This window comes from Kitasatospora purpeofusca, assembly GCF_042691725.1.
In the GTDB taxonomy this organism is placed as follows: Bacteria; Actinomycetota; Actinomycetes; order Streptomycetales; family Streptomycetaceae; genus Kitasatospora; species Kitasatospora purpeofusca_B.
Genome location: NZ_CP170483.1, coordinates 4,301,715 through 4,324,810, shown reverse-complemented (window position 1 = coordinate 4,324,810; position 23,096 = coordinate 4,301,715). Strand labels below are relative to the sequence as shown.

At 71.2% G+C, this 23,096-nt stretch carries 22 protein-coding genes; 13 read left to right on the top strand and 9 right to left on the bottom strand.

From position 1 onward, the window contains the following. Positions 1-230: 230 nt before the first annotated feature. From ACFCLZ_RS18220 to ACFCLZ_RS18210, 3 genes are read left to right on the top strand one after another with little or no spacing between them, the layout of a single operon-like run. Positions 231-926, top strand: a complete 696-nt coding sequence (locus ACFCLZ_RS18220) for a toll/interleukin-1 receptor domain-containing protein (RefSeq protein WP_380285969.1) — start codon at positions 231-233, stop codon at positions 924-926. Then, entirely contained in the window at positions 923-1,711 is a 789-nt protein-coding gene (locus ACFCLZ_RS18215; RefSeq protein ID WP_380285968.1) for a hypothetical protein, read from the top strand. The genes ACFCLZ_RS18220 and ACFCLZ_RS18215 overlap by 4 nt, the downstream gene beginning before the upstream one ends. Then, positions 1,695-1,976 (top strand): helix-turn-helix domain-containing protein, encoded by a 282-nt coding sequence (locus ACFCLZ_RS18210; RefSeq protein ID WP_380285967.1) that lies wholly within the window; start codon positions 1,695-1,697, stop codon positions 1,974-1,976. Before ACFCLZ_RS18215 ends, ACFCLZ_RS18210 begins: the two co-directional genes overlap by 17 nt. Before the next feature lie 461 nt (positions 1,977-2,437). Here the strand turns inward: ACFCLZ_RS18210 and ACFCLZ_RS18205 are convergent, their stop codons facing one another. From ACFCLZ_RS18205 to ACFCLZ_RS18195, 3 genes are all read right to left on the bottom strand, one after another. Then, the gene (locus tag ACFCLZ_RS18205; protein ID WP_380285966.1) at positions 2,438-3,193 is read right to left on the bottom strand and encodes a hypothetical protein; all 756 of its coding nucleotides are present in this window, start codon (positions 3,191-3,193) and stop codon (positions 2,438-2,440) included. A 100-nt stretch (positions 3,194-3,293) separates the two neighbouring features. Next, on the bottom strand, positions 3,294-4,730 hold the full coding sequence (locus ACFCLZ_RS18200; RefSeq protein WP_380285965.1) for a DEAD/DEAH box helicase: 1,437 nt from the start codon (positions 4,728-4,730) through the stop codon (positions 3,294-3,296). Positions 4,731-5,116: 386 nt separating this feature from the next. Next, positions 5,117-5,320 carry a cold-shock protein gene (locus ACFCLZ_RS18195; protein ID WP_030918248.1) on the bottom strand — a complete coding sequence of 68 codons (204 nt, stop codon included), beginning with the start codon at positions 5,318-5,320 and terminating at the stop codon, positions 5,117-5,119. A gap of 444 nt (positions 5,321-5,764) precedes the next feature. Between ACFCLZ_RS18195 and ACFCLZ_RS18190 the strand changes: the two genes are divergently transcribed. The 4 genes from ACFCLZ_RS18190 (at position 5,765) to ACFCLZ_RS18175 (ending at position 9,036) form a co-directional block, all read left to right on the top strand. Beyond that, on the top strand, positions 5,765-5,986 hold the full coding sequence (locus ACFCLZ_RS18190) for a hypothetical protein (protein WP_380285964.1): 222 nt from the start codon (positions 5,765-5,767) through the stop codon (positions 5,984-5,986). Between the two features lie 907 nt (positions 5,987-6,893). Then, positions 6,894-8,099, top strand: a complete 1,206-nt coding sequence (locus ACFCLZ_RS18185; protein ID WP_380285963.1) for a PP2C family protein-serine/threonine phosphatase — start codon at positions 6,894-6,896, stop codon at positions 8,097-8,099. A 264-nt stretch (positions 8,100-8,363) separates the two neighbouring features. After that, positions 8,364-8,609 (top strand): hypothetical protein, encoded by a 246-nt coding sequence (locus ACFCLZ_RS18180; RefSeq protein WP_350564968.1) that lies wholly within the window; start codon positions 8,364-8,366, stop codon positions 8,607-8,609. A 175-nt stretch (positions 8,610-8,784) separates the two neighbouring features. Then, positions 8,785-9,036, top strand: coding sequence for a hypothetical protein (locus ACFCLZ_RS18175; RefSeq protein WP_380285962.1), 252 nt, complete (start codon positions 8,785-8,787; stop codon positions 9,034-9,036). 49 nt (positions 9,037-9,085) lie between these two features. Here ACFCLZ_RS18175 and ACFCLZ_RS18170 read toward each other — a convergent pair whose 3' ends face one another. The 4 genes from ACFCLZ_RS18170 to ACFCLZ_RS18155 form a co-directional block, all read right to left on the bottom strand. Then, positions 9,086-10,354: an ATP-binding protein gene (locus ACFCLZ_RS18170; protein ID WP_380285961.1), complete on the bottom strand. Its 1,269-nt coding sequence runs from the start codon at positions 10,352-10,354 to the stop codon at positions 9,086-9,088. Between the two features lie 168 nt (positions 10,355-10,522). After that, a complete protein-coding gene (locus tag ACFCLZ_RS18165) occupies positions 10,523-10,924 on the bottom strand; it encodes a DUF5994 family protein (RefSeq protein ID WP_380285960.1) in 402 nt (133 codons plus the stop codon). 479 nt (positions 10,925-11,403) lie between these two features. Next, positions 11,404-12,237 carry an alpha/beta fold hydrolase gene (locus tag ACFCLZ_RS18160; RefSeq protein ID WP_380285959.1) on the bottom strand — a complete coding sequence of 278 codons (834 nt, stop codon included), beginning with the start codon at positions 12,235-12,237 and terminating at the stop codon, positions 11,404-11,406. 35 nt (positions 12,238-12,272) lie between these two features. After that, the gene (locus tag ACFCLZ_RS18155) at positions 12,273-12,695 is read right to left on the bottom strand and encodes a MerR family transcriptional regulator (RefSeq protein WP_380285958.1); all 423 of its coding nucleotides are present in this window, start codon (positions 12,693-12,695) and stop codon (positions 12,273-12,275) included. A 288-nt stretch (positions 12,696-12,983) separates the two neighbouring features. Here ACFCLZ_RS18155 and ACFCLZ_RS18150 point away from each other — a divergent pair, with 288 nt between their 5' ends. After that, the gene (locus ACFCLZ_RS18150) at positions 12,984-14,432 is read left to right on the top strand and encodes an amidase (protein WP_380285957.1); all 1,449 of its coding nucleotides are present in this window, start codon (positions 12,984-12,986) and stop codon (positions 14,430-14,432) included. A gap of 456 nt (positions 14,433-14,888) precedes the next feature. On the opposite strand, the gene ACFCLZ_RS18145 is transcribed toward ACFCLZ_RS18150, so the two are convergent. Both ACFCLZ_RS18145 and ACFCLZ_RS18140 read right to left on the bottom strand, forming a co-directional pair. Further along, positions 14,889-15,557: a response regulator gene (locus ACFCLZ_RS18145; protein ID WP_380285956.1), complete on the bottom strand. Its 669-nt coding sequence runs from the start codon at positions 15,555-15,557 to the stop codon at positions 14,889-14,891. Further along, positions 15,554-16,696 carry a sensor histidine kinase gene (locus ACFCLZ_RS18140; protein WP_380285955.1) on the bottom strand — a complete coding sequence of 381 codons (1,143 nt, stop codon included), beginning with the start codon at positions 16,694-16,696 and terminating at the stop codon, positions 15,554-15,556. The genes ACFCLZ_RS18145 and ACFCLZ_RS18140 overlap by 4 nt, the downstream gene beginning before the upstream one ends. A 117-nt stretch (positions 16,697-16,813) precedes the next feature. On the opposite strand from ACFCLZ_RS18140, the gene ACFCLZ_RS18135 reads away from it, so the two are divergent. From ACFCLZ_RS18135 to fxsT, 5 genes are all read left to right on the top strand, one after another. Then, entirely contained in the window at positions 16,814-17,005 is a 192-nt protein-coding gene (locus ACFCLZ_RS18135) for a hypothetical protein (RefSeq protein ID WP_380285954.1), read from the top strand. A 13-nt stretch (positions 17,006-17,018) separates the two neighbouring features. Beyond that, the gene (locus tag ACFCLZ_RS18130; RefSeq protein WP_380285953.1) at positions 17,019-17,924 is read left to right on the top strand and encodes an ABC transporter ATP-binding protein; all 906 of its coding nucleotides are present in this window, start codon (positions 17,019-17,021) and stop codon (positions 17,922-17,924) included. Then, positions 17,921-18,913 (top strand): ABC transporter permease subunit, encoded by a 993-nt coding sequence (locus tag ACFCLZ_RS18125; RefSeq protein WP_380285952.1) that lies wholly within the window; start codon positions 17,921-17,923, stop codon positions 18,911-18,913. Before ACFCLZ_RS18130 ends, ACFCLZ_RS18125 begins: the two co-directional genes overlap by 4 nt. Before the next feature lie 488 nt (positions 18,914-19,401). After that, a complete protein-coding gene (locus ACFCLZ_RS18120; protein ID WP_380285951.1) occupies positions 19,402-19,854 on the top strand; it encodes a hypothetical protein in 453 nt (150 codons plus the stop codon). 53 nt (positions 19,855-19,907) lie between these two features. After that, positions 19,908-22,442, top strand: coding sequence for an FxSxx-COOH system tetratricopeptide repeat protein (gene fxsT / locus ACFCLZ_RS18115; RefSeq protein WP_380285950.1), 2,535 nt, complete (start codon positions 19,908-19,910; stop codon positions 22,440-22,442). Positions 22,443-23,096 lie beyond the last annotated feature (654 nt).

The window sequence follows — 23,096 nt, the reverse complement described above, 5'->3', positions numbered from 1 at the left end:
GACCGCCCTCCACTGCGGCCATCTCCTCAACGCGGCTTGCGGGAGGGGTGTTTGCCGTGGTCGCGGCCGTGGACCGGTGGACATCACCGGCTGCCGGGAAGAAGGAAACGGGAAACACGGAATTACCCTGCGGGTCGCTGCCCGGCGGTGCCAGAGTGTGCGACAGGGGCGGCCGGGGGAACGTCGGCAGCCCATAAGGACACTGCTGTGCGAGCAGGACGGAATTCTGCATGCCTTTGATCTTTGTGAATTACCGGACCAGTGACGAGGAGGCGACCGCCACACTCGTGGACCGGGAGTTGTCGCGGGTGTTCGGCACCGCGAACGTCTTCCGGGCGAGCAAGTCGATCGGAGCGGGGAGCCGCTTCCCCCGGGAACTGCTCACGGCCGTCCGGCGCAGCAGCGTGCTGCTCGCGGTGATCGGTCCTCGGTGGCTGGAGGCGGAGGACTCCGGTGGGCGGAGCCTGCTGGAGGACGCGGAGGACTGGACCCGGCGGGAGATCTCCGAGGCCCTCGAAACCGGTGCCGTCGTCGTTCCCCTGCTGGTCGGCGGAGCGAAGCGGCTTCGACGCGAGGACCTTCCCGCGGAGATCGCGGAGCTCGCCGACTGCCAGTACCGCAGGCTCGACCACCGGAACGCGGACGCGGACCTCGGCAAGCTGGCCGGTGACCTCGTGGAACTGCTGCCCGAACTCACCGCGGCCGCGCGGAGCAACGGGTACCGGCGGGCCCCGGCCCTGCCGCAGGAGGCCCGGCGTCAGGCCGAGGGCGTTCAGGTGATCCAGCACCTGCAGCACGGGGGAATCGGGAACGTCAACGGCGACTTCTCCGGGACCTTCGTCGGGGAGTCCCGGGGGCCGGTCCACACGGGCAGCGGCCACCTCTACGCGGCCGGTGAGGACGGAAGCGGTGACGAGCACCCATGACTGCTCGCGGCTGTTCCCAGGTGTCACCGACCTCCGACGTCCTCGCGGGTGTCCGCAGGCGCGTCGAGGCATATCGCGTCGACAAGGTGCTGCCGTGCGGGCCGACAACACCGTGCGAGGCCGGTGTGCCCGTTTCACCGGACGACCTCAAGGGCCGTGCCTGCGACGGCACGCCCGGTGACCCCGGCCGGATCGCCGCTTGGCGTCATGTCGGGTACCACGTCCGCGAGGAGTCGGAGGCCGACGGCGAACGGATCTGGACGCTGACCGCCGTGTGGCTGCTCGCGCCCCGGCTGCGCGGAGCGGCGTACGCGATCGTCCGTCGGACGGGGGCCGAACGTGCCGATGTGGGATCCGCGCTTCTGGTGGGGGTCCTGGAAGGCGCGCGGACCATCGGGGAGAGGTCGGAGGACATCGAGCAGGATCTGATGGACGCGGCGTTCGCCGCCGGATGGCGGACCGGGCGGCGAGGGTCCAAGGAGATTCCGGTGGGGGAGTGGGAAGCGGTGGGGGAAGCGGCGGAGCCCCTGTTCGCGGCCCGTACGGCCCACGATGTCGTGTCCGTCGGTGCGATGTCCGGGAGGCTGCTCCAACGGGCGCAGGGCGAACGCCTGGGCGCGCTGGCCCATCGCCTGGGCCTCCTGCCGCACGTGCGCGAGGTCCGTCGGTCCAGCCGGTCCCGCGCCGGGCAGCCGCACCGTGGAGCCGGTCGTGTGCTGGGCGAGCAGCCTGCCTTGTTCGAGATGCCGGAGACAGGAGGGTCCGCCCGTGAGGGGCTGTCGTGACGAGTCCGTGCCGTTCTCGGTGTTGTTCGGCCTCCCGTCGGAGGTCGGGCTGCGGATCGCCGCGGACGCACTGGGCCTGAGCGTGGCCACCGCGTACCGGCGGATCCGACGCGGTGACTTCCCCTGTGCTCTGCGCAAGGTCGGGCGGACGTACGTCATACGGACCGTGGACCTGATGCGTGCGCTCCGCATCCAGGACGTACGGGTGCATCACGACGACATCGAAGCGGGGGCACGATTCGCCGGCGGGATGATCGACGACTGACGAGGGACACGGCCAAGGCCCGGGCCGCCGCCTGCCGTGGTCACGCCGTTGGTCTCCAGGAACCCGCCGTTGCCGCCGTAGGTGTTCCGGCGGTGGACGGTGTCGCCCCCGCGGAGGTAGGTGTCCTGCGGGTCGGCGGGTCGGCGGGTCGGCGGGTCGGCGGGTCGGACGTTCAGGGCCCGAGCGGCGATCCGCGGGGTATCGGGGCGCACCGCAAACGATCGGGTGGCAGACCCGGCTGATTCCGGAATCGGAGCGGATTGGGGGATATGGAGAAAGGTTCGTCCATATCGTCCTGGCTGTGAGCTCACACCGTGACGCCGGGACCTCACAAACGAGCGGGCGCGGGAGACGGGCGACGCCGACCGCATGGCCGCCGCCGCGCTCGACCTGCCGTCGGGCCTGCGCTTCGGCGTCCACCCGGGCCGGATCCCGGCGGGCTCGGATCTGCAGTCGGCCGACTACTTGCGTCCGGGCGTCCACTTCATGCCGAGCCGGTACGCCCGGGAGATCACGTCCTGGATGCCCGGGCCGTCCTGCGGAGTGAACCACCTCACCTCGCGCCCGACGACGAGTTCGCCCTTCTGGCGCTTGATCAGAGCGATCGCACACGCGTGTGCCTGCGGCGGGCACTCGTCGAGGCGTACCTCGAACCGGTCGCCGCGGTCGGAGCTGAGGGTCACCACCGCGTCGAGGCCGCGGAAGTCCCCGGAGCCCTCGTAGATGTAGACGAAGAGCAGCAGCTTCGAGAACTCGGCCTGGTGATCCAGATTGATCACGAGGTTCTCGCCCGTGGCCCGCGCGCCGGTCCGGTCGTCCCCGTCCAGCGCGACGTAGGGGAAGTGTTCCACCGCGCCGAACGAGTTTCCCAGTGCCTGGACGACGGTCTTGCTGCCGTCAGTGAACCTGATCATGCAGCCGAGATCGAGGTCCACGTCCTTGGCCGTTCCCGCCCGCAGCGAGGCCCGCACCCTCCGGAACAGGCCTCGCGCCTCTGCGGCCTCCCGCTGTGCGGCGGCCTGTGCCGAGGTCCAGTTCAGGTTGACCCGGACGAGACCGGACGTCACGCCGTGCTTGTCCAGGGAGACGGTGGGGGACGCCTTCGTCAGGACTACTGCTCCGGAGGCCATGGGCGCGGCACCCTTCTGGGAGAACGGGTCGGCACGGGGCGGGCCGCCGGGCTCGCGGCCCGGGGCCCGGGCGGGGGTGGTGGACATCAAAGCCTCGGGCTGCGCCGACGAGAGGGACGTTCGCCGATTCGTGATGGCTCCGTCATCGGATTGCTCTCCATGACGGGGCGCGCCGGGTGGTTCGCGACTATCCGTTGCGCGACCGGGAGGAGGTGCCGCGCGAGCCGTCGGCGGTCTGCCGGACGCGGGCGGCGGGGGCGGGGCGGCTGTGACGGTTCCGGCCGGTCGGCCGGCTGTGGCGCGGCCGCTCGACGACGGGGTCGGGGATCACGACGGGCACGCCGGTGGGGACGCGAGCACCGGTGATCCGGGTGAGCTCCTCGTCGCCGGCCCGGACCTCGGTGGTGACGGGGGTGATGCCGGCCGTGGTCATCATCCGGTTCATCCCGCGGCGCTGGCTGGGAAGGACCAGGGTGACGACGGTGCCGGATTCGCCGGCCCGGGCGGTGCGTCCGCCGCGGTGCAGGTAGTCCTTGTGGTCGCCGGGCGGGTCCAGGTTGACGACCAGGTCGAGGCCGTCGACGTGGATGCCCCGGGCGGCGACGTCGGTCGCGACGAGCGCGGCCACCTGCCCGGTGCGGAACTGCTCCAGGGTGCGGGTGCGCTGCGGTTGGGACTTGCCGCCGTGCAGGGCCGCGGCCTTCACACCGCTCGCCAGCAGGTTCTCGACCAGGCGGTCCGCGCCGTGCTTGGTGTCGATGAACATGATCACCCTGCCGTCGCGGGCGGCGATGTGGGCGATCGTGGCGTTCTTGTCGGAGTTCCGCACGTGCAGCACGTGGTGCTCCATGGTGCTGACCGCTCCTGCGGACGGGTCCACCGAGTGGGTGACCGGGTCCTTCAGGAAGCGCCGCACCAGGCGGTCGACGTTGCGGTCCAGAGTGGCGGAGAACAACATCGTCTGGCCGTCCTCGGCAACCCGTTCGAGGAACTCGGTGACCTCCGGCAGGAAGCCCATGTCGGCCATCTGGTCGGCCTCGTCGAGGACGGTGACGCCGACCCCGTCCAGCCGGCAGAGCCCACGCTCGACCAGGTCCTTGAGCCGGCCGGGCGTGGCCACCACGATCTCCGCCCCGCGGTTCAGCACCTGCGCCTGGCGGCGGACCGGCATCCCGCCGACCAGGGCGGTCATCCGCAGGCGCAACGCGTGGGCGTAGGGGGTGAGGGCTTCGGTGACCTGCAGCGCGAGCTCGCGGGTGGGAACCAGGATCAGCGCCACCGGGCACCGGGGCTCGGCCTGCTGCCCGGCGGTGCGGGCCAGCACGGCGAGACCGAACGCGATGGTCTTGCCGGAGCCGGTGCGGCCCCGTCCGAGCACGTCGCGTCCGGCCAGTGAGTTCGGCAGCGTCGCGGCCTGGATCGGGAAGGGAGAGGTGACGCCCTTTCGGGTGAGTACCGACAGCAGTTCCTTCGGCATGTCCAGCTCGTCGAAGGACTCGACGGCCGGCAGCGCCGGCACGACGCTCACCGGCACCGCGAACTCCCGCCGGGAGGAGGACCCCGTGCTGCTGCCCGGCGCGGATCGGGAGCCGGCGTGGCGCGGCGAGCGACTGGAACGGTTCATGCGGGAGGCCTTCCTCGGGGCGGCGCGTCGCGGGGGAGGCGTCAGCGGCGCAGGGCACCGCAGAAGACCGCAGGGAACGGGCCGGAGATGTGACGGGTGCGGCGTGGACGGTCGGAACCGTGCGGCACGTCACGTGTGGTCGGCACTCACCGAAAGGACGGGAGCGGAAGACCTCGAACCATGGACTGCCGTGGCGAGGCGCGGATCCGGACGTGGCGCTGTGCGTCCCGTGCGGGAGGGCCCTCGGTGGCGGGGCCGCTGGGCCGGACGGCCTGGGGCCGGAACAACCGTGGAGGCATGGTGGCGCAATGCCGAGAGGCCCGCACCGGGCATCAGGTATCCGGTGCGGGCCTCTCGCTGCCAGGCGAGTGCCGTGGCAGTGGGAACTACAGCGGGCGAATGTTCTCGGCCTGCGGGCCCTTCTGGCCCTGCGTGACGTCGAACTCGACCTTCTGGCCCTCGAGCAGCTCGCGGAAGCCATTGGCGTTGATGTTCGAGTAGTGGGCGAACACGTCCGGACCGCCACCCTCCTGCTCGATGAAGCCGAAGCCCTTTTCCGCGTTGAACCACTTCACGGTGCCGTTAGCCATGTGAAAAATCTCCTTCAAGGACCTTCCGGCACCCGCACGATGCGGGCGCTGAGTCGCCGCGATGAGCGCCCGCCCGGAAATATGTCCGGAAAACAAAAATGCGCCCGCGACAAGCAGGCGCACACAAAGTTCATGGGAACCACTACTGCAACTACCTCGACTGTAGCAGCCCCGGGCCCGCTGTGGGCGGAAATTTCGTCCCAGTTTCGGAGGGGCCGTCCCCGGCGCCGTCGGACCTGGGCCGCCGGATCCGTCAACGGGTGGCGCTGGCTGGGCAGTTGATCTGGCTGCGGGCCGTCCCCCCGGTGCGGCGGTCGCCCGGCGGCCGTCTCCCGTGCGCGCGCCCCGAGGGGTGGCGTGCGACACACCCGGCATATCGGACTCCTCGGAATTCGAGTGTTGCGGAAGACCCAACCCCGGTCCCCGCGGCGCATACTGGCACGGATGAGAAAACCTGAAGCAGTCCGTCGGCACCTTCCCACCAGCCCCTTCAAAGCCAGGGCCGAAGCGCCACGCAAGCACTTCGCCGTCGGCGACCGCGTCACCCACGACGCCTACGGCCTCGGCCGGGTCATCGGCGTCGAAGGCGACGCCGCTGTACTGGTCGACTTCGGATCACGACAGGAGCGCATCACCCAGCCGTACACCGGGATGTTCAACCTCTGATCCGGCCGCCGCCGGGGCGGACCCGGCCGTCGGACCCGGGGGTTCTCCCGGGCGCCGGATCGGTTCCGGCTGCTCGCGAAGCCGGAGCCGGCCCGGTTGCCGAGTTGCTCACCGGGGCCAGGATCCCCCACAGCGGTTCGTCGTTCGGGGCCATGGCCAGTGGGTGTTCGGGCGCGGCGGTGGCAACCCCGGTGTCGGCGCCAGCTGGAACATCTACCCGTACACCGGGCGGCAGACGCAGGCCATCACCGGGGCTTCACCCGGCGACGGGGGTGGTGGCTGAAACGGTCCGGCGGCAGGCACGGAGAGAAGGGACCTCCTCCGGCCCGGTGTGCCGGGCACGCGCAGGGCGCCATCGGCGGGCGCTGCGCGAGGCCGGCGTCCGCGACGGCCGCCCATGACGCCCGCCCCCATGACGCCCGCCACACCGCCTCGCCCGCCCGCCTCCTGCTCGGCGCGGAGCTTCCTACGGCCCTGCGGCTTCCGGTCACTGCGGATCTAGAAGTCCATTGCATCCCTTCAGCCGGGGTGTTGCGACGACCAAGAGAACCCAAGAACCCGGTCGGGGCCTTCGGCTGCCTTGCCGGGCAGAGGCGGAGGATATGAGATTCGAACTCGTGAGGGGGTGAACCCAACGCGCTCTCCACATGTTCGTCCGGCTGTCCGGCTGTCCGGCTGTCCGGCATGGTCCGCATGTGTCCTGGCCTGCGGCGGAGCGTCCCGCCACCAAGGCTCTGAACGGCAATGGACGGAGGCGGACGCAACCAGAACCGCAACCGGAGCGGGGGCGCAATGCACTGCCGTCGGGCGTAATGGAAGGACCCGCCCCGGCGGGCTGCGCGGGGTGTCGGGGCCGATCGAGCCGGTGCCGAGTGCCGCGACCGGAGGAGGACGGCGGTGAGCGAGGATGAGCGGTGAGCGGTCGTCCGGCGCAGCGGGGCCGGACCGGTCGGAGGTGCGCGGCGAACGTCTGCTGGGTGCGCTGCTCGATCGGGCCCATGAGCTGCCGCCCCAACTGATCGCCCCGCTGGTCGCCGACGTGGTGCGCGGGCTCGGAGGCCATGACCCGGCGCTCCTGCTGCAGGACTACGGCCAGCTGGTGCTGGTGCCGCTGCTCGGGCGGGGTTTGGCGGCCGGGGAGCCGGTGCCGATCGACGGTTCCCCGGCGGGTGCGGCCTTCCTGAGGGGTGTCCCCGTCGAGGAACGGCGGGCCGACGGGGTGCGGGTGTACCTGCCGTTGCTGGACGGCGGTGACGAGGCGGGGGTACTGGCCCTCACGCTGGATGCCGTCGATGACGAGGACCGGCGGTTCTTGCGGCGCCTCGCCGCCCTGGTCGCCGATCTGCTGATCACCAAGAGCGGCTACACCGACCGGATCTTCCAGGCCCGGCGCCTCGAACCGATGAGCGTGGCCGCCGAGATCCAGTGGTCGCTGCTGCCGCCGCTGTCGATGACCGTCCACCGGGTTGCCGTGGCCGGCATCCTCGAACCCGCCTACCAGGTGGCCGGCGACAGCTTCGACTACGCGCTCAACGACGACCTCCTGCACGTGGCCACGATCGACGCCATGGGCCACGGGCTCGACGCCGCGACCATGGCGACCGTCGCCATCGGCGCGTACCGGCACGCCCGGCGCGCCGACATCGGGCTGGCCGAGATCTACGCGTTCATGGACCGGGCCATCGCCGAACAGTTCGGTCCGGACCACTTCGTCACCGCTCAGATGATGCGACTGGACACCCTGACCGGCCACCTGCAGTGGGTCAACGCCGGCCATCCCCAGCCGCTGCTGATCCGCGACCACGTCGTCGTCGAGCGGCTGGAGAGCGAGACCACCCTGCCGGTCGGCTTCGGCGGCGAAGAGCCGGTGATCAGCGAGCGGGTACTGCGGCACGGTGACCGGGTCCTGTGCTTCACCGACGGCCTGGTCGAGGAGCGCGAGCCCGGCGGGGAGCAGTTCGGGGAGGAACAGCTCATCGACTGGGTCAACCGCGTCGAGCGTTCGCAGGCCGGGGTGCGGGCGGTGGTGCGCGCGCTCTCCCACGTCCTGAAGGAGAAGCGGGGCGGTCGCACGAGCGATGACGCCACCCTTTTCCTGATCGAGTGGTGCTGACGCACCGGCCCCGACCACGGCTTTCGTCACCCGCCAGGTCGGCGCCGTAGGGCCGGAGTACGGTGGGGATGTCGGAGCGGCCCGATCCCGCCGCTCCCCGGAAGTCGGCCCTCGCTCGGCGGGCCCGGCCTGTGCCCGCGGACAGGGGGCTAGCCAGGTCGGACGAAACCGGTGCCGCTGACTTCGTCCGGTCGGGGCGTTGACCGAACACCTGGACCTCGTGGGCCGGGCTCCTCGGGCAGACAGGAAAGGCGGGGCGGAGAGATGTCCGTCTACGTGAAACTCTCGGCCGACGCCCGGGCGCCGGCGGAACCGTCGAAGGGGCCGCTGGACATGCAGTACGAGGACGGTGCGGACGGCGTCACCTTCGAGTACGACCTGCACCCGAGCGGTGCGCTGCGCGTCCTGCGGGTCTTCGAGGACACGCCGTACCGGATCGAGGTCTGCTTCGGCCCCGGGGCGTGGCTCCAGGTCGTGGGCAGCTACCTGCGAAGCGGCGCCGAGTACTGACGGCACCGACGGCGATCCGTTCCGGGCGAACCGCGGGCCCTCGGCGGCGGCTGCCCGGCTGCTCGGCGGTGGCCGGGGCGGAGTCCACCGGTCGCGGAGTCCACCGGTCGCGGTTGACCCGCCCCGCCCATACCGTCGTTGTCCGGGGGCGGGACCGTCGGCACGGGAGGTCAGGATGCGGCACTACCGGTGGGTTCTGGAGACGCAGGACGACGACGGCCGCTGGTCCCGGCAGGACGGCGCTCCCATGCGGAATCCGCTGGAGTACGACGGGACGCCCCAGCGGGCGGCCAACCACCTGCGGGACGTGTTCGTGCGCACGCTCTCCCGGCCCGCGCCCGGCCCCCGGGCGGTCAGGATCCGCCTCTGGGAGGGGGCCGATGCCGCCGGCCGACCCCAGGCCGAGACCGAATGGTCACGCGAGTGACGTCCGCCCGTTCGCCTGCCCTACCGGCCGGAACGGGCGGGGCGGCTGCTCAGACGCGCCCGTAGCGGACCGCCTGGTCGGCGAGTTCCCGGGCCATCTCCTCGGAAACGGTCGGACGCGTGCGGTGGATGGCGTCCAGATAGTCCTGGGTGCCGGGTCGGGTCCGCTTCCCCGTGTCGAGGGTGTGTTCGAAGGTGTTCTGGGCGACCGCCATGGCGACCTGCCTGATGTCGGCGGGGGTGAAGCCCTCACTGGCTTCGGCGAGGGCCGCCGTGTCGGCCGAGGTACCCGTTTTCGCCGTGTAGCCGGCCCACAGCGCGTCACGGGCGGTGGAGTCGGGTGGCCCGACCGGTAGGACGTAGTCGAACCGGCCGTGGCGCAGGAACGCCGGGTCCAGGGCGGCCACCGAGTTGGTGGCGCAGACGAGGAGCCGCCCGTCGCGGTCACGGAACCGCACGATCGACTTGAGGAGTTCGTTGACCACGCCGACCGACGAGGGGGCGGCGGGGTTGCGTGTGCCGGCGACCTCCTCGACCTCGTCGATGAAGAGCAGCACGTGGTCGAGTTGAGCCACTTCCTCGAAGCGGCGGCCGAGTTCGGTGGCCAGCCCGTCCTCGGAGGTGAGCCGGGAGGGGAAGAGCTCGATGAACGGCCAGCCGAGCCGACCGGCCACGGCCTTGGCGAAGGTGCTCTTGCCCGTGCCCGGCGGACCGAACAGCACGACCGCGCGGGGTGGTTCCACCCCGTGGGCGTCCGCGAGCTCGGGGTTCGCCAGCGGCAGCACCAACCGCCGTTCGATGAGCCGCTTCTCGTCCGCCATGCCCGTGAGCCGTTCCCAGAGGTGGGCTTCGGGCATGACCGCGCCCAGCATCGCCAGGACCGTCGGGATCTGGGGGCTGACGACCTCCGACTTCTCGAAGTACGTGAGCCCGCGGTGGGGGTGGAATCCGGAGTCGAGCAGTGCGGTGGCGCCGGTCTCCTCCTCGGGCAGCACCGCTGCGACGATCCTGGCACCGGCGTCCCGCAGACGGTGCTCCAGTGCGGACAGCAAGGCGGTGCCGACGCCCAGGTTCCGCCAGCCGGGGTGCAGGGCGATGCGCAGCACCCATGCCCGGTCCCCGTCCACCCGGCCCACCGCCGCGCCCACGAGACGCCCGTCGGCGACCACGACGACGCTCGGATCACGAGCCTGCAACGCGGCGACCACGTCGGAGAGGCGGAAGACGGCGGCGCGGTCCGTGGCGGCGCTCTCCGCGTCGAGCCGGACCACCGCTTCGAGGTCGTCCGGTGTGAAGTCCCGGACCTGCCATACAGCCATACGCCGCCCCGATCGAACGTCGCGCGCCCCCTGGACCCATCATCGGCCGACCCCGGTGCGGCCGCCTGCCCGGACGAGCGACGACGGCCGGTTCACACCGGAGGCCCGGCATGCGCGACGGACGTCTCCCCGCTGCGGCGCGCGCCGTGCCGACGCGCCCGGGGTCGTTCAGCCGACCAGGAGTTCCGCGGCCGAGGTGTGGTTTCCGGTCGCGGAGGCGCCGGCCATGGCGGAGGCGGCCGTTGCCGGGTCGGTGCCGGGCGGCACCACCAGCAGGAGGAAGTGGTCCTGGAGGCCCCGGGTGACGCTGATCGTCGCGTCGCTGCCGGTGAACCAGTTGATCCTGATCACCAGGCCGTTAGCGGCGACGGAGCGGGGCACGCCGTCCCAGGCCGAGGTGTCGAGGCCGACCCGCAGGATGCGCCCGTAGTGGGCGCCGAGCGCGGTGATCAGGTCCGGCAGTTCGGCGAGGACGTGATGCGTGCGGGGCCACCAGGCCCCGTCGAAGACGCCCTCCCGCGACATCGTCGGCTCCAGCTCCAGGCGCGGCAGCAGCGGGACACCGGGCACGGTCCACGACCCGGAGGAGAGAGGAACGGGGAGGGGGATCGGCATCATGCGAAGCCGCCCGTCCGGTCCACGAGGGACCCGTCATGACCCAGGGCGACGTCGACGCTGATGCCGGTGTGCGGAATGTCCTCGGCTGCCTCCCACGCTACTCCGCCGTAGCCTCCCCGGGCCGCCCACCACGGGAGCAGTTCTCGGAGACATCGGGGCATCCCGCATCCCGGTCCCCCGGCCCGCACGGCCCGGCCACGGCCCGGCCACGGCCTCACGGTCGCCGACGCCACGTGCCCTGCTGGGCAGAGGCGGAGGATACGAGATTCGAACTCGTGAGGGGGCTGCCCCCAACACGCTTGAGCGAACCTCCGAGTGGCAGCCGGACCCGGCCGGACGGGGGTGAATGAGACCGGAACCGAGACCGGGCGACCGGCTGTGGCAGCCCAGGGCGGCCGGGAGGCCTACTTCGGCCGTCGGCGTCTCACCTCCTACGCGTTGGCGTTCCCGAGTCCGTTCGCGAGCCGGTCGAGCCAGTGGCCGAACGGGGCGCGGACGGCCTCGGCGGCCTCGATCTGGGGGTTGTGGCCGGCGCCGTCGAGGACGGTGGCGGCCATCCGGGGGTAGTGGTCGAGCAGGGCCAGCTGGTCGCGCCAGCCGACCAGGGCGTCCTGCCGGGTAGTGACCAGCAGGTGGTGGCCGCGGTGCTGCGGGGCCCGGTGCTCGGGCCAGTGCGGCAGCAGGAAGTCGGTTTCGAGCTCGGCGGCGGCCGCCTGGTCGTGCGCCTGCCAGCCGGGCCGGACGTACCGCTCGAAGAGCTCCCAGCTCGGCTCGGTGTGGCGGGCCATGACGTACCGGAACAGCTCGCGGTCGGCGGCCGGGAGGCGGGCGAGGAGGTCGTCGTCACGCTCGACCACGGACTCCTCGGGCAGGGCCCGCTCGGCACCCCAGCGCACCACCGGCACCAGCAGTGCCGAGCCCAGCACCTGCTCGCCGAACCGCGCGGTCACCGCCCGGGCCGGCTGACCGCCGAAGGACTGCCCGACGACGGCGAAGGGCTGCCGGCCGACCTGATCCTCGATCCACCCACAGACGGCCTCCGTCAGGGCGGTCGCCGAGGTGGTGCCCGGCAGCCGGGGGCTGGCGCCGTGGCCGGGGAGGTCGAGGTAGAGGCGCCGCCAGCCGGGGCGGTCGGCGAAGGCGGCCTCCAGTGGGAGCAGGACGCGGTGGTCGACGGTGTAGCCGTGGATCAGGACGATCGGGGTGCCGTCGCCGAAGGCGGTGTGGTGGATCGCGGGGCCGGTCGTGCCGGTCGTGTCGGTCATGACGACAGCGTCCAACCATGACACCCGTGGCAAGGTCAAGCGGCGGAGTTCGAGCGGTGGATGCTCGGCGGAGCCTCGGCGGAATCGGAGAGGCCCTTGACCACCTCCAGGTATTCCCGGATGGCGTCCCGGTTGCGCGTCAGGCACAGGATCCGGCGGCTCATCCGGTCCGTCTCGGACTCCAGGGTGGCGAGCATCTCCGCTGTGGCTTCGGCGAAGTGGATCGTCCGCGGGGTGCCCAGGCAGGGCAGGACCTGCTTGATGATCCGGGTCGGCAGCCCCGCTTCCAGCAGTCCGCGGATCTGCAGCACCCGGTCCACGAGGTACTCGTCGTACGCGCGGTAGCCGTTCGCCTCGCGGCGCGGCGTGATCAGCCCCTGCTTCTCGTAGTAGCGCAGCAGGCGCGGAGTGGTCTCCGCCCGCCGGGTCCGGCCGGCCCGCCTACGCGGCCGCCGCACTCTGGGGCCTCCTCCTCGACCACGCCGGCCCGACCGCCCTGCCCTGGTCCGCCCTCGTCCTCCTCGCCGCTGCCCTGGCCACCGCCCTCACCGGCCGACGGCACGCCTTCCCGGGGGCGGGGCGGCGCTCGTTCGTGTGAGCGAAGCTGCCGCCGAAAGTGAGGAAAGCCACACCCCGACATGGTCCCCCACGTCCGTTAGGGTCGACTCAGATCCGCCCTGAACAGGGATTTTGCGTCGGCCACAGCGATGTGACCGCCGCGGGTCTGGCCTTTCCTGGAGAATTGCATGACCGATCTGGCATTTCGCTCCGCAGGTCAGCTCGCCGCCGCAGTCGCGGCGAAGGAGGTATCGAGCGTCGAGCTTCTCGACCACTACCTCGCCCGGGTGGAGCGGCTCGATCCGAAGGTGAACGCCGTCGTCGCCCGGGACGAGGAGGGTGCGAGGGCCGCGGCACTGGCGGCGGACCGCGCGGTCTCCCGCGGCGAGCCGCTCGGCCGCCTGCACGGCGTCCCCGTGACGATCAAGGACAGTCTCGAGGTTGCGGGCATGCGGACCACCGGGGGGTCGACCCGCTGGGGACACCATGTCTCGACGAGCGACGCCGAGTCGGTCGCGCGGCTCAGGAACGCGGGAGCGATCGTGTTCGGCAAGTCCAACATGCCGCCCGACGCCCGGGACTGGCAGACCTACAACGAGGTCTACGGGACCACGAACAATCCGTGGGACCCGACCCGCGGACCCGGCGGTTCGTCCGGTGGGTCCGCCGCGGCACTCGCCGCGGGGCTGACCGGCCTGGAGCTCGGCGGCGACTCGGCAGGCTCGATACGGGTGCCCGCCCACTTCTGCGGCGTCTACGGGCTGCGCCCGTCGTTCGGGATCGTGCCGAGGTACGGAAGCGTCTCGGGACATGCTCCTGGGACGCTGGCGGATTTCGACATGGCGGTACTCGGCCCGCTCGGCAGGCACGCCGATGACCTCGACCTGGGCCTCGACGTCCTCGCGGGAGCAGACCACGACCGCGCCCCGGCGTGGCGGCTGGAGCTGCCCCCCGCCAGGTCGAGCACTCTGCGGGAGTTCCGGGTCGCGGCATGGCTCGACGACCCGTTCTGCCCCGTCGACAGCGAGCTGGTCGCGATCATGAGGACGGTGCTGGAGGCGGTGCGGGCCGAGGGCGCTGTCGTGGTCGAGGGCGAGGGACCGGTCGGGCTCGAAGAGACGATGGCTCTCTACCAGCCGTTGCTGATGGCGCAGAGCGGGCTGGTCGAGCCGGACGAGTCGTATGCCGGGCTTGTGGAACGCGCCGCGGCGGAAGGGGCGGCGGGCGGGTTCGCGTCGGACCTGACGATCCGCTTCCGTGACTGGCACGCGCTCGACGAACGCCGGCAGCACTCCCGCCGCCGCTGGGCCGAGTTCTTCCGCGACGTCGACGTGCTCATCTGCCCGGTGAGCCCTACGGCCGCCTTCCCCCACGACCACCGACCCGACCCCGGCTGGTCGGTCCGAACTCTGCGGGTCAACGGCGCCGACCGGCCGTATCGCGAGATGCTCACGTGGATGGCGCCGTCGGCGGTCAACCATCTGCCCGCGGCGGTGGCGCCTGTCGGGGCGACCCGGGACGGGCTTCCTGTCGGCATCCAGGTGATCGCTCCCTACCTGCACGACCGCACCGCGGTCGAGTTCGTGCGGCGCCTCGCGGAGGTGATCGGCGGGTTCCGCCGGCCGCCGGGATTCTGAGAGCCGCGCCGGGCCGCCGGCCCGCGGCGTAGAGGCGGGCGGCCCGGCCGCCGCGTTCTCGTCGTGTGCGGAGCGCTTCCCTGCCGGCGGCCCCGGCGGGGGTGCCCCGCCCGGCCCGCCGGCAGGGAAGGTGCAGTCTGCGGTCCGTGACAGGGCAACCTGGGCTGCTGATGGCAAGGCCCGGAAGCCCGACCGGGACCGGAACGGAGAGCACGGTACGACGAAGGCCCCGACCGCTGGGCGGTCGGGGCCTTCGTGCTGCCATGGCTGGCAGAGGCGGAGGATACGAGATTCGAACTCGTGAGGGGTTGTCCCCAACACGCTTTCCAAATGTCCGTCCGGCCGTCCGGGGACGGTCGTAGGCATCCTGACCTGCGACGGAGCGAATCGCCAGCTGGGCTTTGAACGGTGCTGGACGGGGGTGAACGCAACCAGAACTGCAACCGCGGAAGGAGTTCAGGCGCGTCCCCCCTGGGAGTCCATCAGCCGGCTCTCCCAGGCCCAGGCGGCGATCTCGACGCGGTTGCGGACGCCGAGCTTGTTCTGGATGGTCGCCAGGTGGCTCTTGACCGTGCTGAGTGTGATGAAGAGAGCGGCGGCGATCTCCTGGTTGGTGCGGCCCCTGGCGATGGCCCTGATGACCTCCGTCTCCCGCGCGGAGAGCGGCTGGGCGGGCGAGGCGGCCGAGGCCGTTCGGGCGGGGGCGAGGTTCCGGAGCAGACGCAGGGTGACGGCCGGGGAGATCAGGGCGTCTCCGGCGTGCGCGGCTCGGACGGCTTCGATGAGCAGGGCGGGCGCGGCGCCCTTGAGGACGAAGCCGACCGCCCCCGCGTGGAGCGCCCCGTGCACGTACTCGTCCAGGTCGAAGGTGGTGACGATGACCACCCTGAGCGGGTCGGCGACGCCGGGCCCGGCGAGGGCGCGCGTGACAGCGATGCCGTCCAGGCCCGGCATCCGGATATCGACCAGGCACACGTCCGGCCGTAGTCGGCGGGCGAGTTCGACCGCCTCTGCGCCGTCGGCGGCCTCGCCGATCACGGTGATGTCGTCCTGGTCCTCCAGGATGAGGCGCAGGCCGCCGCGGATCATCGCCTGGTCGTCGGCGAGCAGGACGCGGATGCTCAACGGGTTTCCCTCTCCGGCACTGGCAGGGTGGCGTGGACCGACCAGCCGCCGTCCTCGCCGGGCCCGGCCGATAGCCGGCCGTCGATGGCCTCGACCCGTTCGCGCATGCCGATGAGGCCGTAGCCGCCATGGTGCTTGTGCCGGGTGCGCCCGGGCGCGGCGTCGTCGATGACCGTGACGGTGATGTCCGCCGTGCCGTGGGTGATGTCGACGGTGGCGGTGCGGGCGTGTGCGGCGTGACGGGCGATGTTGGTCAGCGCCTCCTGGACGATCCGGTGGACGGTGGTGGCGACCTCGGGCGGCCACTCGGTCGCTTCGGCGGGCAACCTCAGCTCCACCTCGGGGCCGTGCCCGTGGAACCGCCGTACCAGTTCGGCCAGTTGGTCCGGGCCGGGTGCCGTGGGGGTGGTGGTGGCGACATCGTCGGTGTCGCGGAGCAGACCGACCACCCGGCGCATCGCGGCCAGCGCTTCGCCGCCGGCCTCCTCAATGCCGGCGAGGGTGGAGTCCAGGCTCTCGGGCCGGCGCCTGGCCAAGATCCGGGCGGCCTGCGTCTGGACGACCACGCCGGTGATGTGATGGGCGACCACATCATGCAACTCCCGTGCCAGGGCAAGTCGTTCGTCCTGACGTACTGCCTCGGCGGCGGCCTGGCGGCGGTGGTCGAGGAAGCGCAGGCCGAGCCCGGCCCCGAGCGCGAGGATCCAGACCTCGATCCCGACCCGGAATGGGGTGCTCGGCGCCTCGACGGTCAGCAAGCCGGCTGCCATCAGGGCCAGTCCGGCCGCCGCGAGGGCTCCGGCCTGCCGCCAGGCGAGCACTCGTACGGCGGAGCCGGCTAGGACGAGTAGCCCGAGCACCGCGGCGGCCCCTGGCTCACCGGGTAGGTGGGCGAACCGGGCGATCACCGCCGCGATGCCTGCCACCAGCAGCCCGAGGGCCGCTGCCCAGCCCGGGTGCCGTTTGCGACCGAGCGCGAGCAGGCACACCATGATGCCGACCACCACGTCGAATGCCCAGATCCTGCCCTGGGCCGCGTACTGGGCGGCCATGATGACCAGCACTAAGGCGAACAGCAGCCCCAGTGCGGCGTTCACCATGGTCGCCGGCTGCAGGGCCGGCCGTTCCGTTCCACTCACCTGCACCACGCTAGGCGATCCCGTCCAGAGTCGAACCAGCCGAAAGTACGACTCGACGGGCCGCGGACCGTCCTTTCGGTCGCTGTGGCGGCCGTGGCCGATCCGCAGGCTGGGCGCATGGCTCATTTCACCTCCGCACCCACCGCGCCCATCGTGTTCGCTGCGGCAGCCCACGCCGAGAAGACCGAGCGGAGCCCGCTGCTGTACGCCTGGTGGGCGCTCAATCTGGCCGTCCTGATCGCGGTCGGCTACGGCGTGTACCGCCTCGTCCGGTCGCTGCGCGCGAAGCGCGCCACCCGGCGCGGCTGACCGGGGGAGCGACATGACACCGGTCCTCGAAGCCGTGAACCTGGGCAAGCGGTACGGCCGCCACCACGCCCTCACCGATGTCGACCTGAACGTCCCGCCCAGCCGCGTGATCGGGCTGGTCGGCCCGAACGGCGCCGGCAAGTCGACCCTGCTGCAACTGGCCTGCGGACTGATCACGCCCAGCTCGGGCACGATCCGCGTGCTGGGCGACACCCCCGCCGCCGGGCCGGCCCACCTGGCCAAGGTGGGCTTCGTCGCCCAGGACACCCCGGTCTACGCCGACCTGTCCGTCGCCGACCACCTGCGGATGGGCGCCCGGCTCAACCCCGGCTGGGACGCGGACCTCGCGCGCCGTCGACTCGCCCGGATCGACCTCGACCCCCGGCACAGGGCCGGCCGGCTCTCCGGCGGCCAGCGCGCTCAACTCGCCCTGACCATCGCCGCCGCGAAACGCCCCGAACTGCTGATCCTCGACGAACCCGCCGCCGCTCTGGATCCGCTGGCCCGGCACGCGTTCCTGGACAACCTGATGGAGTCCGTCACCGAGCTCGGCGCCGCCGCCATCCTCTCCTCACATGCCCTACCCGACGTGGAGCGGGTGTGCGACCACCTGATCGTGCTGGCCGGCTCGCGGGTCCAACTGGCCGGAGACGTCGCGGACCTGCTCGCCGACCACGTCCGGGTGACCGCCCGCCGTACCGACCTCGCGGCCCTGCCCGCCGGCGCCGAGACCATCCTGCGCACCGACCGGACCGAACACGAGAGCACCGCCGTCGTGCGCGTCGACCGCGCCCTGCCGGCCGGTGGCCCCTGGTCCGTCGCCGAGGTCGGCCTCGAAGAGCTGGTCCTCGCCTACCTCGGCCGGGTGGAACAGCCCGGCCCCCGACCCTCCCCGACCGTTGCAGAGGTTCACCGATGATCTGGATGACCTGGCGCCAGTTCCGCGCCCAGGCGCTCGTGGGCCTCGGGGCACTCGTGCTCCTGGCCGTCTACCTGGTCGTGCTCGGCGGGCAGATCCACGACGCGTACGACGACACCCTGGCCCACTGCGCCACCCGAGACGCCTGCGCGGGACCGCTCGGAGCCTTCGCCGACCGCTACAGCCTCCAGACCGACCTGCTCGGCTACCTGCTGCTCGCCGTCCCCGGCGCCATCGGCGTCTTCTGGGGCGCACCGCTGGTCGCCCGGGAGCTGGAAGCCGGCACCCACCGCCTGGCGTGGAACCAGAGCGTGACCCGCGGCCGCTGGCTCGCCGCCAAACTCGGACTGGTCGGTCTGCTGAGCGTGGCCACCGCTGGCCTGTACAGCCTGCTGCTGACCTGGGCGGCCGGCCCGGTCACCACCGTCCTCAACAATCGCTTCGAGCCGGTGCTCTTCGCCTCCCGCAACCTCGCCCCGCTCGCCTACGCGGCCTTCTCCTTCGTCCTGGGCGCCACTCTGGGCCTGGTCCTGCGTCGCGCCGTCCCGGCCATGGCCGCCACACTGGTGGTCTTCGCCGCCCTCCAGATCGCCGTCCCCGCCCTGGTCCGACCCCACTACCAGGCGCCGATCCGAACCTCGGTCCCGCTCACCGCCGAACTGATCGGCCGCCTCACCAAGATCGGCACCTACGGCGACATCGGCGGCCTGCGTATCCCCGGCGGACCCTGGGTCGTCGAGACCAGTGCCATCCTCGACTCCTCCGGCAAGGAGGTCGGCCACACCCCCTGGTTCCAGGACTGCATGGACCACAGCTCGCTCTCCGAACTGCCCACCTGCCTCGCCAAGGGCAACGTCCACGTCGAGATCGCCGAACAGCCGGCCGACAGATACTGGACCTTCCAGTATCTGGAGACCGCACTCTTCACCGCCCTCACGGCCATCCTGGCCGCCCTCGCCTTCTGGCGCATCCGCAGGCACCCGGTCTGACGGAACCCGCCGCGCCTCGTCCCTCGAACACGACGAAGGCCCGGACCGTACGAAACGGTCCGGGCCTTCGATCAAGGCGGAGGATACGAGATTCGAACTCGTGAGGGGTTGCCCCCAACACGCTTTCCAATTCTCCCGAACCCCGTCCGCCGGGGTTCGCGGGGGTTCTGACCTGCGACGGAGTAAGGCAATGGTCAGGAGCTGAACGCTGCTGTACGGGAGTGAATGAGACCAAAACTGAGACCAGGCAATCGGCTTCGGCGCCTCCTTGCGGCTGCGAGAGGGCTTCCCCTGCGGGCGGTCCTGGGGTGTCACGTGGCGTAGACGGCGTGGCCAGTCGCCAATGGCAGCCGCCACGAGGTGTTAGTAAAGGGTCGGTCATAGACCCAGCGCGGGAGGGAGAAAGCGCAGTACGGTCCGGGTGTGTCGCATCCGGCCAGATCGAGGGGGTTACCGTGATGCCAGGTGTGGAGGTTGCGGTCGGGTACGTGTTCGCCTGGCTGGTGCGCAAGGCCAAGCGCGTGGCGGGGCGAGCTGACGCGGAGGTCGATCGGGGCCTGGATGGGGGGATGGACCAGTTGCACGACCTGGTCTCCCGCAAGTTGGGGCACGACCCGGCGCTGGAACGGGCCCGGGAAGAGGCGGACGCCGGACTGAGGGAACCCTCGGAGCGTACGCGACGCCGGCTGGCAGACTCTCTGGAGGACGCGGTCGAGCAAGACACCCTCTTCGCCCAGGCGCTGGCAGCGGTAGTCAAGGAGTTGCAGACCGCACGGACAGCCGCCGGGGGTGATGGGCTGTTTGCTTCCGAGCACGGGCACGCTATCGGCGGCAACGTGAACATCCGTGCCGAGGGCGGATCTGCCGCCGCATTGACGATGGGTACGGTGACGATCGGAGGCACCGCAAACCCTCCCACGCCGGGTTCGGACCAGCGCTGACCGGACCCGGCTCTCCGGGCGTCCCCGCCCAACAGCCACGCACCGAAGGCACGGTGATCGTCGCCGCCCAGAGCGTCGGTGAGGTGCACCAGCATCAGTACGCCCCGCCCCGCACGCCCGTCAGGTGGCCGCACCAGGTCGGCCAGATCCCCCTACGCGCAGGCTTCTTTCAGGCCCGATCCGAGGCACAGCGCCTCGAAGCAGCGCTGTCCGAAGGTGGAGCCGCCGTTGTAGGTTCGGCCGGTGGGGTCCGCGCTGGCGGAGTGCTGAGTGGGATGGGCGGTGTCGGCAAGACTCAGCTGGCGGCCGACTATGCGCGAACCGCGTGGTTCGAGGGGCACGTTGATGTGCTGGTGTGGATCACTGCGGCCAGTGCTGCCGCGATCGCCGACGGGTTCGCGCGAGCGGGTGTCGAGGTTCTGGGCGCTGAGCTGGAGGTGGCGGCGCAGGCCTTCCTGGCCTGGCTGGAGCCCAAACCGCAAGAGCGTGTGTGTCGGTGGTTGGTGGTCCTAGACGATGTCGCCGATCCGGAGGACCTGCGCGGATGGTGGCCACCGGAGAGTCCCTATGGTCGGACGCTGGTGACGACCCGTCGCAAGGACGCCGCCTTGGCTGGCGTCAGCCGTCGCCTGATCGAGGTAGGTCTGTTCAACGAGGCCGAGGCCCTGGCCTACCTGACCGCCGCGCTGGCCGCTCACGGCCGCCGCGAGCCCGAACGAGAACTCGCCGCCCTCGCAAGGGACCTCGGGTACCTGCCGCTGGCACTGTCGCAGGCTGCCGCCTACCTCGTCGATGCTGGCACCGCCTGTGCCAGCTACCGTGAGCTGCTGGCAGATCGCACCCGCGCGCTCGCCGATGCCGTCCTTGTCCCGTTGCCCGACGGCCAGACGCACACGATGGCCGCTGCCTGGGCGCTGTCGATCGACCGGGCCGACACCCTGCACCCGGCGGGCTTGGCCCGTCCCATGCTCCAACTCGCCGCGTTCCTGGACCCCAACGGCATCCCGACCACGGTGCTCACCAGCGCCCCGGCCCTAGACCACCTCACCACTTCGCCGAGCCGACCAGGCTCGTCCGACCTTGCCGAGGTGACCTCCGAGCACGCGGTGCTCGCTCTGCGGGCCTTGCACCGGCTCAGCCTGATCGACCACGACCCTGCCACCCCCCACCAGGCGGTGCGCATCCACCAGCTCGTCCAGCGCGCCGTACGCGATGCCCCCGCTCCCGTCTGCAGCGACTGCCTCGCCCACACTGCCGCCGACGCTCTGCTGGACGCTTGGCCCGACATCGAGTCCGACACCGGCCTCGTTCAGGCTCTGCGGGCTAACACCGAAGTCCTCACCGGCCACGCCGAGGACGCGCTGTTCTGGCCCCAGGTGCACAAGGTGTTGGGCCGCGCGGGCGACAGCCTGGGCGATGCTGGACAGGTCGCGGCCGCACATGAGTACTTTCGAAACCTCGCCAGCGAGGCTACCCGCTCCCTGGGCGCAGACCACCCGGACACCCTAGCCATCCGAGGCAACCTAGCAGCTTGGCAGAACCGCGGTGGGGACCCAGCCGGTGCCGCGACTGCGTACGTCGAGTTGCTGGAGGACATGGGCCGGGTGCTTGGCTCAGACCACCCCCACACTCTCGCCACGCGGGGCAACCTGGCGGCTTCCCAGGGGGAGGCGGGGGATGCGGCCGGCGCCGCGACTGCGTACGTCGAGTTGCTGGAGGACATGGGCCGGGTGCTCGGCCCCGACCACCCCACTACCCTTATCGTGCGCTCCAACCTAGCCCGGTGGCGGGGGATGGCGGGGGATGCGGCTGGCGCCGCGACTGCCTATGCAGAACTGCTGAAGCGCATGGTCCGGATATTCGGGCCCGACCATCCCCACACTCTCATCCTCCGGAGCAATCTCGCCTACATGCAGGGGGAGGCGGGGGACGCGGCTGGTGCCGTGATCGCGTTCGCTGAATTGTTGGAGATCAGAGTTCGGGTGCTGGGCTCTGACCACCCCGACACCCTCACCACCCGCGGCAACCTGGCCCGTTGGCGCGGGTCGGCGGGGGATGCAGCTGGTGCCGTGATCGCGTTCGCTGAGCTGTTGGAGGCCAAGGTTCGGGTGTTGGGTCCCGACCACCCTGACACCCTCACCACCCAGCACAATCTCGCCTGGGCGCGCGGGGAAGCGAGGGATACGGCCGGTGCCGCGATTGCGTTCGCTGAGCTGTTGGAGACCAAAGGCCGGGTGCTGGGTCCCGACCACCCCGACACGCTCGCCACCCGGCACAACTTGGCACGGTTGCGAGGGGAGACGGGGGATGCGGTCGGTGCCGTGACTGCGTACGCAGAACTACTGGAACACACAGTCCAGGTGTTGGGCCCCGACCACCCTCAAACTCTCACCACCCGGCACAGCCTGGCGCGTTGGCGAGGGGAGGCGGGGGATGCGGTCGGTGCCGTGACTGCGTACGCAGAACTACTGGAACACACAGTCCGGGTGCTGGGCCCCGACCATCCCGACACCCTCACCACTCGGGACCACCTCGACCGGTGGCGTGGGAAGACGGGTACTGCTAGGTCACCCCTATCTAGTAACTGATTGTTTCAGAACGAGTCGGCTCAACGGACGCGACGGATGCGCTGAGAACCGAGTGTTGAGGTCATCTGTTCTGATTGTGGGTGGCATCGGGCGTACTGATGGGTCCTGCTGGACGGGGCGGCTGCCGCACCTTGCTGCTGTACCTGTGCAGCGCCGACGACGACATGGGGGTAGCCATCGGACGGAAGGTCATGGTGCTCCGAGGCGGCTCGGCCGGCGGCAACTCACCTTCTTGGGGGGCTGTGCCGGTTCTCGGCGAGCCTGAGCCGTAGAGACCGGATAGTTCGCCTTGTACTCCGCGACGCGTCTGTTCGGAGCACCGATGGGCCAGAAGCCGATGCGGAGCGGTGCTTCTGCGAAAGCGAGGAAGAGCGCGAGGAAGCCTTTATGGAGGGCCACCTTCCACTCGCGACCGCTGATCAGCAGTCCAGTGAGCGCACCTACAACAAAGTAGACGAGCACAGGCGCGACGTAGTTCACCTGGACGGCTACGGCGAGACCGAGTGCTGAAGTTGACGCCGCCCGACTCTCGCCTGGACCTTCTGCTGCCCTCCCAGACGCCATAGTGCCGATGAGGATCAGCCAGATGGCTGCGAACCCCAACAGCCTGCGACGCGTCTGCATCCAACGCTCGGAGACATCTGCCCACGTGGC

Excerpts from the sequence above, each read along its gene's own strand:
- ACFCLZ_RS18220 (WP_380285969.1), top strand. The coding sequence starts at position 231 with ATGCCTTTGATCTTTGTGAATTACCGGACCAGTGACGAGGAGGCGACC.
- ACFCLZ_RS18215 (WP_380285968.1), top strand. The coding sequence starts at position 923 with ATGACTGCTCGCGGCTGTTCCCAGGTGTCACCGACCTCCGACGTCCTC.
- ACFCLZ_RS18205 (WP_380285966.1), bottom strand. The coding sequence starts at position 3,193 with ATGTCCACCACCCCCGCCCGGGCCCCGGGCCGCGAGCCCGGCGGCCCG.
- ACFCLZ_RS18200 (WP_380285965.1), bottom strand. The coding sequence starts at position 4,730 with ATGAACCGTTCCAGTCGCTCGCCGCGCCACGCCGGCTCCCGATCCGCG.
- ACFCLZ_RS18195 (WP_030918248.1), bottom strand. The coding sequence starts at position 5,320 with ATGGCTAACGGCACCGTGAAGTGGTTCAACGCGGAAAAGGGCTTCGGC.
- ACFCLZ_RS18190 (WP_380285964.1), top strand. The coding sequence starts at position 5,765 with ATGAGAAAACCTGAAGCAGTCCGTCGGCACCTTCCCACCAGCCCCTTC.
- ACFCLZ_RS18185 (WP_380285963.1), top strand. The coding sequence starts at position 6,894 with ATGAGCGGTGAGCGGTCGTCCGGCGCAGCGGGGCCGGACCGGTCGGAG.
- ACFCLZ_RS18180 (WP_350564968.1), top strand. The coding sequence starts at position 8,364 with ATGTCCGTCTACGTGAAACTCTCGGCCGACGCCCGGGCGCCGGCGGAA.
- ACFCLZ_RS18175 (WP_380285962.1), top strand. The coding sequence starts at position 8,785 with ATGCGGCACTACCGGTGGGTTCTGGAGACGCAGGACGACGACGGCCGC.
- ACFCLZ_RS18170 (WP_380285961.1), bottom strand. The coding sequence starts at position 10,354 with ATGGCTGTATGGCAGGTCCGGGACTTCACACCGGACGACCTCGAAGCG.
- ACFCLZ_RS18160 (WP_380285959.1), bottom strand. The coding sequence starts at position 12,237 with ATGACCGACACGACCGGCACGACCGGCCCCGCGATCCACCACACCGCC.
- ACFCLZ_RS18150 (WP_380285957.1), top strand. The coding sequence starts at position 12,984 with ATGACCGATCTGGCATTTCGCTCCGCAGGTCAGCTCGCCGCCGCAGTC.
- ACFCLZ_RS18135 (WP_380285954.1), top strand. The coding sequence starts at position 16,814 with ATGGCTCATTTCACCTCCGCACCCACCGCGCCCATCGTGTTCGCTGCG.
- ACFCLZ_RS18130 (WP_380285953.1), top strand. The coding sequence starts at position 17,019 with ATGACACCGGTCCTCGAAGCCGTGAACCTGGGCAAGCGGTACGGCCGC.
- ACFCLZ_RS18125 (WP_380285952.1), top strand. The coding sequence starts at position 17,921 with ATGATCTGGATGACCTGGCGCCAGTTCCGCGCCCAGGCGCTCGTGGGC.